Here is a 10373-nt window from a genome sequence, read left to right as displayed (position 1 = left end):
GGGGCAGGAGTACGCTACAATCCAACGGTCTTGGCGACCTCGCCACCGGATACGCATGCGAAAATACCGGCTGCCGCTGCTCCTCGGCCTGCTACTGGCAGGAATTATAACAGTGTGGTTACTGCCGTCTATACTGCGGGCGGTGCCCACGCGCTATGCCATGCGACTGCCCGAGCCGCTGCAGGCGCTGGCCCTGCCGGCTGACCCGACGCCCATCTTGCCGACGGTTGCCGCGCCGGAAGCCGCCGCCGGCCTGCTCGACCCGGCCGAGCCAGCCCGTCCCACCGCCGCCCCGCCCGCCAGCCCGACGCCGGAGCCAGTCGCCGGGCAGTTGGCGACGGGTGAGCCGCCTGAGGAAGCGCAGCCGACACCGACGGCCGAACCGACGGCGGCCCCCACGGCCACGCCGTGGCCCGTACCGCCCGCGGCGCGAATGACCGGCTTCACCCACATCTATCAGGAATGGAACAACTGCGGGCCGGCCACGCTGGCAATGACCCTGACGTACTTCGGCCTCGTCTTCAGCCAGAGGGACACGGCCGCCGCGCTGCGCCCCAACGCGGAGGACCGCAACGTCACCCCGCAAGAGATGGCCGGCTTCGTGAACAGCCAGACAGAGTTGCGGGCGATGGCCCGGACTAACGGCAATCGAAGCCTGCTACAACGTTTGCTGGCGAACAACATCGCAGTCATCATCGAGGTCGGCATCGACCCGCCGGGCGAGTACCGCTGGCTCGGCTGGTACGGCCACTACCTGCTGCCCGTGGCCTATGACGACGCGCAGAGCCAGTTCTGGGTCTACGATTCCTGGCTGGGCACGAGCGAAGTGCCGCAGACGAACGCCGACCCCAACGGCCGGGTCATGACCTACGACGATCTGGACGTCTACTGGCCGCAGTTCAACCGCAACTACATCGTCCTCTACCGCCCGGAACAGGAGGCTCTCGTCGCTGCCCTGCTGGGCGAGGAGTTAGACGACGCGGTCATGTGGCAGAACAGCCTGGCACAGGCCCAGATCGATGCCGCCCGCAACCCCAACAGTCCGTTTTACTGGTTCAACCTGGGCACAACGCACAACGCCTTGGGCCAGTATGACAAGGCGGCCATCGCCTTTGACCAGGCGCGCGCTGTCGGCCTGCCGTGGCGGATGCTGTGGTACCAGTTCGGCCCCTATGAGGCGTACTACCAGGTAGGCCGCTATGACGACGTGATCCTGCTGGCTGAGACGACGTTGCAGGACAGACCCTACTTTGAAGAATCCTACTACTACCTGGGACTGGCGCAGGCCGCTCAGGGAAATCAACAAGCCGCTCGCGACAATTTGGAGAAAGCGAGCGCGTTCAACCCGAACTTCGAGCCGGCCGGCCGCGCTTTGGCCGAACTGACAGCGCCCGAAGGATAAGAAGGTTGGACGTGGAGAGACACCAACATCATGCGTAATCGAACCAAGAGTATCATTCTGCTGGTAGCCGTGGGCCAACTCGGTCTGATCCTGGCCCTGCTGGCGCTACCGTCCGTGGTGGGGGCCATCCCCGGCCGCTACCGCGTGTGGCTACAAGAAAATCAACCTTTCCTGAGCGACATCACTGAGGGTGTCATCGACCAGGTCGCGCCTGTCGCCACCGCCCTGCCCGCCCCGCAACAAGTGGCGGAGAATCAGGTTGACATCGGCTCGCTCATCGACGCTCAACCCGTCGGCACTATCGCCGCCGCGCCCAGTGACACCGAGCTGATCGATGTGCCCGCCGCCGCGACGCCCGAAGTAGCAGCGACGGTCGAACCGACGGCCGCGCCCACCGAACCGGTCGCCTCGCCAACGCCCGCGGCCACCAACACACCCGCGCCGACGGCCACCCCCATGCCGCTGCCGGAGCGCGTCGTCCTGGAAAACATGAGCGTCGTCAAGCAGTCGTTTAACAACTGCGGCCCGGCCAACCTGACGCAGGTGTTGAACTGGTACGGCTCGCCGATCACGCAGGCCGACGTGGCCTCTTATCTCAAACCGAACCCGGAGGATCGCAACGTCAGTCCGTGGCAGATCGCTGATTATGTCAATGAGCAGATGCCCGGCTTCAAGGCCATCGCCCGTAGCGGCGGCGACCTGGAGATGATCAAGCGCTTTCTGGCTTCCGGCTTCCCGGTCGTCATCGAGAAGGGGTACGAATTGCCCGACTCCGGCTGGTGGGGCCACTACCTGACCGTCTACGGCTACGATGACGCCCTGGAAGAGCTTTACAGCCAGGACTCTTACCTCGGCCCGTTCGACGGCAGCGGGCGCACTGATCCCTACGATGAGTTCATCCACTTCTGGCAGCAGTTCAGCAACACTTTCTACGTCGTCTACAAGCCGGAACAGGAAGAGACGATCAAGTCCATCCTGGGCGAGGACATGTACGACGACTTTAAGATGTGGCAGAAGGTGGCGGCCATCGCCGAGACCGAGACGCTGCAACGGCCGGATGACGTGTTCGCCTGGTTCAACCTGGGTACGGCGCTGACCCGGATGGGCGGCCTGACGGGCGAGAACCAGTACTATCAGGGCGGCGCGCAAGCCTTCGACAAGGCGCGCGAGATCGGATTGCCGCCGCGGATGCTGTGGTATCAGTTCCAGCCGTATCTGGCCTATCTGAAGCTAGATCGCTACCAGGACGTGATCGCCCTGGCCGACGCGACGCTGGAGACGCAGGGCGGGCGCAACGTCGAGGAGACGTTCTGGTACAAGGGCCACGCCCTGGCCTACCTGGGCGACATCAACGGCGCGATCTCGGCCTATGAGACGGCGCTAACCGTCAACGAGAATTTCTACCCCGCGCAGTGGTCGCTCGACTCCCTGCGCGGCACGGGCGGTTAACAAAACCACACCAGGTTGAACGCCAGGACGCCAGGGCGCCAAGACGCAAGTAGAAGTAATTGCGTCCTTGCGTCTTGGCGTCCTGGCGTTTCGTTATCTGATCGCGCGATCTCTTTGACAGATCATCGCCCATTCGCGCTATAATACGTAGCAGCGCATTCATGCTGCTCTAGGCTCTCGCCTGACAGCGGGCCACCGGCCCGATCTTTTCCACGCTATCCCACATTACCTCTCCAAGGAGACTAGCATGATTCAGGAACACAAGTTCAAGGTTACCTATTCAACGCTGTCCAGCCCCGACCCCCTGCTGCACGAACTCTATGACAAGGCCGTGGCGGACTTTCGGGCCAACGCGGGCCAGACGTACCCCATGTGGATCAACGGCGAGGAGCGCTTCGCCGAGCAGACGTTCGCCAAGATCAGCCCGACAGATACCAGTCTGGTCATGGGCCACTTCCAGAAAGGAACCGAGCAGGACGCCAACGATGCCGTCGCCGCGGCTAAGGCGGCCTTTCCCGGCTGGCGCGACACGCCCTGGCAGGAACGCATCGCCATCCTGCGCCGCGCCGCCGACCTGATGAGCGACCGCCTCTTCAAGATGGGCGCGGTCATGAGCCTGGAAGTCGGTAAGAACCGGCTGGAGGCGCTGGGCGACGTGGAGGAGACGGCCGACCTGATCCGCTACAACTGCGACGCCATGGAGGCCAACGACGGCTTCGTCCGCCCGTTGAAGAACGAGAGCGAGAAGCATCATAACCGCAGCGTCCTGAAGCCCTACGGCGTGTGGGTCGTCATCTCCCCGTTCAACTTCCCCGGCGCGCTGGCTGGCGGCCCCAGCGGCGCGGCCCTGGCCGCCGGCAACACCGTCGTCTTTAAGCCGGCCACCGACACCCCCTTCACCGGTTGGCTGCTGGCCGAGGCGTTCCGCGACGCGGGGCTGCCGCCGGGCGTGTTTAACTTCGTCACGGGTGGCGGGCGCACTGTGGGCCAGACTCTGGTCGATCACCCCGACGTGGCCGGCATCACCTTCACCGGCAGTTATGACGTAGGCATGGGCATCATCCGCCAGTTCACCACGGGCAAGTACCCCCGCCCCTGCGTGGCTGAAATGGGCGGCAAGAACCCCGTCATCGTCAGCAATAAGGCCGATCTGGACAAGGCCGCGCTGGGCTGCATGCGCTCCGCGTTTGGCCTGCAGGGACAGAAGTGCTCAGCCCTCTCCCGCCTCTACGTCCACAAGGATGTCAAGGACGAGTTCATGCAGAAGTTCGTGGACTTGACCTCCCAGATCAATGTGGGCGACCCGACCGACCAGAACAACTGGATGGGCCCGGTCATCAACAAGAGCGCCAAGGAAGACTATCTGCGCTTCGTGGAAGACCTGAGCGAGCACGGCGACATCGTTTTCGGCGGCAAGGCGCTGGACGACAAGGGGTACTACGTCGCGCCGACCATCGCCGACAATGTGCCCGAAGACCACCCACTCTGGAAGCAGGAGATGTTCCTGCCCATCGTCATGGTCGAGGCGTTCGATGACTTCGATGAAGTGATGCAGAAAGCCAACGATGTGGAGTACGGCCTGACGGCCGGTTTCTACAGCGAGGACCAGGACGAGATCGACTGGTTCCTCGACCACATGGAGGCCGGCGTCCTCTACGTCAACCGCGCCAGCGGCGCGACGACCGGCGCCTGGCCCGGCTACCAGTCGTTCGGCGGCTGGAAGGGCAGCGGCTCTACCGGCAAGGCCGCGGGCAGCTTCTACTACGTGCAGCAGTATATGCACGAGCAAAGTCAGACGATTGTGGAGTAAGTAGTGGTCAGTGATCAGTAGTCAGCGCACTGATCACTGACCACTGATCACTGACCACGGACCACTAACTATGACCGGCAAACTCATCACCATGCGCCAGGCCGTCGAACGGTATGTACCCGACGGCTGCACCATCGCCATCGAGGGCTTCACGGCCTTCATCTGCTTCGCCGCCGCCCACGAGATCATCCGCCAGCGCAAACGTGACCTCGTGCTCTGCCGGCTAACGCCGGACTTGATCTATGACCAGATGATCGCCGCCGGGGTGGCTCGGAAATTGATCTTCAGCTACCTGGGCAATCCCGGTGTGGGCAGCCTGCACTGCATCCGCCGCGCTGTCGAGCAGGGCGTGCCGCGTCCGCTGGAGATCGAGGAGTACTCTCACTTCGGCATGGTGGGCCGCTACCTGGCCGGGGCGAGCAACCTGCCCTTCTTCCCCCTGCGCAGCTATACCGGCAGCGACATGCCGGCGGCCAACGACCTCATCCGCTTCGTGGACAGCCCCTATGGCGACGGGTCTATCGCCGTTGTCCCGCCGCTGAAGCCGGACGTGACCTTCGTCCACGCGCAGCGTGCCGACGTGCACGGCAACACCCATCTGTGGGGCCTGTTGGGCACGCAGAAGGAAGTGGCCTTCGCCGCCGACAAGGTGGTGATCGTCGCCGAAGAGATAGTGAATGAGGACGTGATCCGCCGCGACCCCAACCGCACACTCATCCCCGGCCTCATCGTTGACGCCGTCGTCCACGAGCCGTATGGCGCGCACCCCAGCTACGTCCAGGGCTACTACGACCGCGATAACGACTTCTACCTGAAGTGGGATGAGTCCTCCCGCGACCAGGCGACGACCGAGGCATGGCTGGCCGAGTGGGTCTACGACCTGCCCGACCGCGCTGCCTATCTGGAGAAGCTGGGACGGGAGACGCTCGACCGGCTGGCGCCCGGGACGCTGATGGCGGAACCGGTCAATTATGGGCAGTATCGCTGAGTAGGGGCAGACCTGCGTGTCTACCCCCATTAACTCCGGAGAACCCATGCTTCCCCAAGACCCCTTCGGCCAGGACTATCTTCGCCTGACGCTGGAAATTCACAAGCACATCGACGGCTATATTGACGCCTACTATGGGCCGGAGGCGCTGCGCGCCGAAGTGAACGCCGCGCCGCCACGCCAACCGGCCGCCCTGCTGGACGACGTTCGGCGCTTGCAGGACAACATACCGACGGCCGATCCTGCGCGCGCCGCTTACCTGAAGGCCGTGTTGCGGGCCATCGAGTGTACCGTGCGCATGTTGCAGGGCGAGACGGTCGACTATCTGGATGAGGTCTACCGCATCTACGACATCCGCCCGCGGCAGGTCGCGGAAAGCACCTTTGAGGCTGCCCACCGCGAACTGGACGAATTGCTGCCGGGCCGGCTGGGTGATGGGTTGGCCGAGCGGTTGGCGGCGTGGCGCAAGGGCTTTGAGATCGACGCCGGGCGGGCGCTGGAGCTGTTGGAACTGGCTCGCGCCGAGACACGACAACGGACTGCGGCCTTCATCGAGTTGCCCGACGAGGAGAGCGTCGAGATACGACTGACCAGCAACCAACCCTGGAACGCCTACAACTGGTATTTGGGCAATGGCCGCTCCTTGATCGAGTTCAACACCGATATGCCGCTCCACGTCGCCGCCCTACTGGGCACGTTTGCCCATGAGGGGTATCCCGGCCATCACACTGAGGGAGTGCTGAAAGAGATCGGGCTGTTCCGGGAGCGAGGTTACGCCGAGCAGGCCGTCCCGCTACTACATTCACCGTCGGCCGTGATCTCCGAGGGCATCGCCACGACAGCCCTGTACATCATTTTTCCCGACGATAGCCACTACGACTGGAACGTCGAAGTGATGTTCCCGGCCGCTGGCCTGCCGGCCGAGCCGGGCTTGGCCGAGCGGATGCAGCGGATCGCGAAGGCGAGCGAGAAGTTGCGCTATGTGAACGGTAACGCCGCCATCCTCTATCACACCGGGCAACTGGACAAGGCTGGGGCCATCGACTACTTGCGCACGTATGGCCTGGCAACCGCCGAGCGCGCTGCCAAGAGCTTAAGCTTCATGACTCACCCGCTGTTTCGCAGCTACACCTTCACCTACTCCGTCGGCTACGATCTGATCGCCGCGTCGCCCGATCCAGTGGCGACGTTCCGGCGTTTGCTGACCGAGCAGGTGCTGCCGGCGGCGCTGGCTAACTGACAACCATCGGCATAGGTGCGACCCGCTTTCTGAAGTGGGTTGCACCTGACACAGGAAACCCACATGGATGCCTCCTCCCAGCCTACACCCACACCCTCTGAGTTGATGATCGTCGCCGCGTCCCGCGCGCTGCATGGCAACCGCACCGTGTTCGTCGGCGTCGGTCTGCCCAACATCGCCTGTAACCTGGCGCGCCGCAGCCATTCGCCAGATATCGAATTGGTCTATGAGAGCGGCGTGTTCGGCGCGCAGCCGGCCCGACTGCCCCTGTCCATCGGCGACCCGACGCTGGTCAGCGGGGCGACCTCGGTCGTCAGCATGTCGGACCTGTTCATGCTCTACCTGCAAGGCGGCCTCATCGACGTGGCCCTGCTGGGCGGGGCGCAGATCGACCGCTACGGCAACCTGAACACCACCGTCATCGGCCCCTACGCGACCCCCAAGACGCGGCTGCCCGGCTCCGGCGGCGCGTGCGAGATCGCCATCAACGCGCGGCGCATCTTCATGATCATGCGCCTGTCCAAGCGCGCCTTCGTGCCGCAGATCGACTTCCTGACCAGCCCCGGCCACCTGGACGGCGGCGATGCGCGCCGCCGGCTGGGCATGCCGGGCGAAGGGCCGGCGCTGGTCATCACCGACAAGGCGCTCTTCTCGTTCGACAACCCGGAGCGGGAGATGATGCTCGTCGAACTGGCTCCCGGCCAGACGGTGGAGAGCGTGCAGGCGGTCGTCGGCTGGCCCGTCCGCGTGGCCGCCGAGGTGCGCCCGATGATCCCGCCAACGGACGAGGAATTAGCGATCGTCCGCGAACATCTAGACCCGCAAGGGCTGTACCGCTAACTATGCGTACCTCTCGCTTACTGGCTGTGGCCCTTGCCGCGCTGTTGTTGACGACTGTCATCGGCGCGGTCTTATTTTTCACCCTGAACACCCGCAATGCGGCGCGGCCTGAAGCTCTGGCCGCGCTGGCGTCCGATCAGGTAGTAAAGGTGGCGCGAGCGTCGGAACAGGACTGGTACATCTTTACCCCAACTAAGCAAACGCCAACGACAGGGTTCATCCTTTACCCCGGCGGTTTTGTCGATCCCGTTGCCTATGCCCCGATTGCTCGCGAGCTGGCAGCGCAGGGGTATTTGATCGTGCTGAATCCCATGCCGCTGAATCTGGCCGTATTCGGCATTGAATCCGCTAACGACATAATCGCCGCCTTTCCCAAAATCACCGCCTGGGGCATCGGTGGGCACTCACTGGGCGGAGCCATGGCCGCCGAATACGTGAAAGGGAATGCCGATGTGATTGATGGGCTGGCGCTATGGGCCGCCTATCCGGCTGAAAACAGTGACCTGTCGGATCTTTCTCTGGAAGTTGTCTCCATTTACGGAGATGCCGACGGAGTCGCCTCTGTCGCCGACGTGGAAGGTGGAGCGCAGCGCTTACCAGCTTCGGCTGTCTTCGTGCCTATCCCGGGCGGCAACCATACCCAGTTCGGCCGCTACGGCGAAGGATTACAACGCGGCGACAACCCCGCCGGCATCAGCGCCGACACCCAACAGCGGATCATTGTTGAAACCACAGCCCACATGCTGGAGTCCATCGCCGCGGGTGGCTAGTTTCCCCTCGCCCGACGTTTCTCCAGACTGGAAGTAGATCTTATGCTCTACGCTCATCCCCAAGGTCACGTCTTTTATCGCAGTATGAACCACCCCCGGCCGATGATCGCCTACGGCCAGGGCATCTACCTCTACGACGAGAGCGGCAAACGCTACATTGACGGCTCGGGCGGGCCGCTGGTGGTCAACGTGGGGCACGGACGGACGGAGATCGTCGAGGCGATGACCCGCCAGGCGCAGGCCGCCGCCTACGTCCACGCCACCATGTTCACCAGTGAGCCGCTGGAGCAGTACGCGGCGGCGTTGGCCGAGATGGTCCCCCTATCAGAGCCGCGCTTCTACTTTCTCAGCAGCGGTTCCGAGGTGGTCGAGGGAGCGATCAAGCTGGCGCGGCAGATCCAGATGGCCCGCGGCCAAGAGCGCCGCCACATCATCCTGTCGCGCTGGAACAGTTACCACGGCATGACCCTGGGCGCGCTGGCAGTCAGCGGCCGGCCGGGGTTGCGCTCGCCCTACCTGAACATGCTGCGCGACGTGCCCCACATCCCCACGCCCTACATCTATCGTTTCCCTCTAAGCGGCGAGGAACTGGCGGGACGGCTGGAAGAGGCAATCCTGGCCCATGGCGCGGAGTACGTCGCCGCCTTCATCGCCGAGCCGATCAGCGGCGCGTCGCTGGGGGCCGCCCTGCCCCCCGACGACTACTGGCCGCGTATCCGGGCCATCTGCGACCGCTACGGCGTGCTGCTCATCGCCGACGAGGTGCTGGTCGGCCTGGGGCGCACGGGCACAATGTGGGCGATGGAGCATTGGGCCACGACGCCCGACATCCTCGTCACCTCGAAGGGGTCGGCCGGCGGCTACTTCCCGTTAGGCTTTATCGCCGCCAGGGGCGCCGACGTGGAGCAGGTGCGCGCCGCCTTGGGCGACTTCAACCACGGCGGCACGTTCAGCCATCACGCCGTGGGCGCGGCGGCCGGTCTGGCGACGCTGGGTATCTTACAACGCGAGAAGCTGGTGGAGAATTCGGCGGCGATGGGCCGGCTCATGGGGGCCAGGCTGCGCGAGGCGCTGGCCGAGCACCCGCACGTGGGCGACATCCGCGGGCGCGGCCTGTTCTGGGGCGTTGAACTGGTAGAGGATCGCGACACGAAACAGCCCTTCCCCAAGAAACAAAACGTCGCCCACCAGATCGTGGATCGCGCCTTCGAGCTAGGGCTGATCATCTACTACTCGGTGGGGTGTGTCGATGGGGTGAACGGCGACGTGGTCATGCTCGGCCCGCCCCTCATCACCAACGCTGCGCAATTAGAGGAGATGGTCGCCCTCTTAGCCGAGGCCATCCGCGCCGAACTGGGCGACTGAGCAGAAACCAATCTTTTTCTTTACTACTTTGCGTCTTTGCGCGAGATACCTCTTCAAGGCCGCAACAGCACTTTCCTCACCCCCGGCCGCGCCGCGTGCTCGAAGGCAGTCAAGCCGTCGCGCAGCGCGTACTCCGCCTCAATGAGCGGCCGGACCTGCACCGCGCCGGCCGCCAGCAGGCGCAGCGCCGGCGCAAACGGCCCGCAGCGCGAGCCGACGACGGTGAGTTCCCCCACGACCAGCTTGGTCAGGTTCACGTTGGCGTTGCCGTGGAACGTGCTCTTCAGCACCAGCGTGCCGCGCGGTCGGGCCAGGCGCAGCGAGTGGGCCAGACCCGCCTCATTGCCCGTCGCTTCGACCACCACGTCGAAACTGTCATCCGCCTGCGCTTCCACCAGCCCGATGGCCAGACCCAGTTGCGCCGGCAGCGCCAGCGTTTCGCGCCGCCGCCCCAGCACGGTCACGTCCGTCCCGCCCAGCGCTAATATCTGGGCTACCAGCAGCCCCAG

Annotated in this window: 9 protein-coding genes; 8 read left to right on the top strand and 1 reads right to left on the bottom strand. The window is 64.3% G+C overall.

Annotated features, from left to right (window positions below; all coding sequences use genetic code 11):
- Positions 1 to 55 precede the first annotated feature (55 nt).
- From ACE3UY_RS04890 to ACE3UY_RS04855, 8 genes are all read left to right on the top strand, one after another.
- Positions 56 to 1402 (top strand): C39 family peptidase, encoded by a 1347-nt coding sequence (locus tag ACE3UY_RS04890; RefSeq protein ID WP_374686431.1) that lies wholly within the window; start codon positions 56 to 58, stop codon positions 1400 to 1402.
- A gap of 30 nt (positions 1403 to 1432) precedes the next feature.
- Positions 1433 to 2851: a C39 family peptidase gene (locus ACE3UY_RS04885; protein ID WP_374686430.1), complete on the top strand. Its 1419-nt coding sequence runs from the start codon at positions 1433 to 1435 to the stop codon at positions 2849 to 2851.
- A gap of 247 nt (positions 2852 to 3098) precedes the next feature.
- Positions 3099 to 4661 (top strand): aldehyde dehydrogenase family protein, encoded by a 1563-nt coding sequence (locus ACE3UY_RS04880; protein ID WP_374686429.1) that lies wholly within the window; start codon positions 3099 to 3101, stop codon positions 4659 to 4661.
- Positions 4662 to 4731: 70 nt separating this feature from the next.
- Positions 4732 to 5649, top strand: coding sequence for a CoA transferase subunit A (locus tag ACE3UY_RS04875; RefSeq protein WP_374686428.1), 918 nt, complete (start codon positions 4732 to 4734; stop codon positions 5647 to 5649).
- A gap of 46 nt (positions 5650 to 5695) precedes the next feature.
- Positions 5696 to 6889, top strand: coding sequence for a hypothetical protein (locus ACE3UY_RS04870; protein ID WP_374686427.1), 1194 nt, complete (start codon positions 5696 to 5698; stop codon positions 6887 to 6889).
- Between the two features lie 63 nt (positions 6890 to 6952).
- Positions 6953 to 7729 carry a CoA-transferase subunit beta gene (locus ACE3UY_RS04865; RefSeq protein ID WP_374686426.1) on the top strand — a complete coding sequence of 259 codons (777 nt, stop codon included), beginning with the start codon at positions 6953 to 6955 and terminating at the stop codon, positions 7727 to 7729.
- A 47-nt stretch (positions 7730 to 7776) separates the two neighbouring features.
- Positions 7777 to 8499: an alpha/beta hydrolase gene (locus ACE3UY_RS04860; protein WP_374686425.1), complete on the top strand. Its 723-nt coding sequence runs from the start codon at positions 7777 to 7779 to the stop codon at positions 8497 to 8499.
- Between the two features lie 42 nt (positions 8500 to 8541).
- Positions 8542 to 9864 (top strand): aspartate aminotransferase family protein, encoded by a 1323-nt coding sequence (locus tag ACE3UY_RS04855; protein ID WP_374686424.1) that lies wholly within the window; start codon positions 8542 to 8544, stop codon positions 9862 to 9864.
- Between the two features lie 53 nt (positions 9865 to 9917).
- Here ACE3UY_RS04855 and ACE3UY_RS04850 read toward each other — a convergent pair.
- On the bottom strand, positions 9918 to 10373 hold a 456-nt coding region (locus tag ACE3UY_RS04850), incomplete at its 5' end, for a zinc-binding dehydrogenase (RefSeq protein WP_374686423.1).

Source organism: Promineifilum sp. (SeqCode) (assembly GCF_041918635.1).
In the GTDB taxonomy this organism is placed as follows: domain Bacteria; phylum Chloroflexota; class Anaerolineae; order Promineifilales; family Promineifilaceae; genus Promineifilum.
This window is presented reverse-complemented; position numbering and strand designations above follow the sequence as displayed.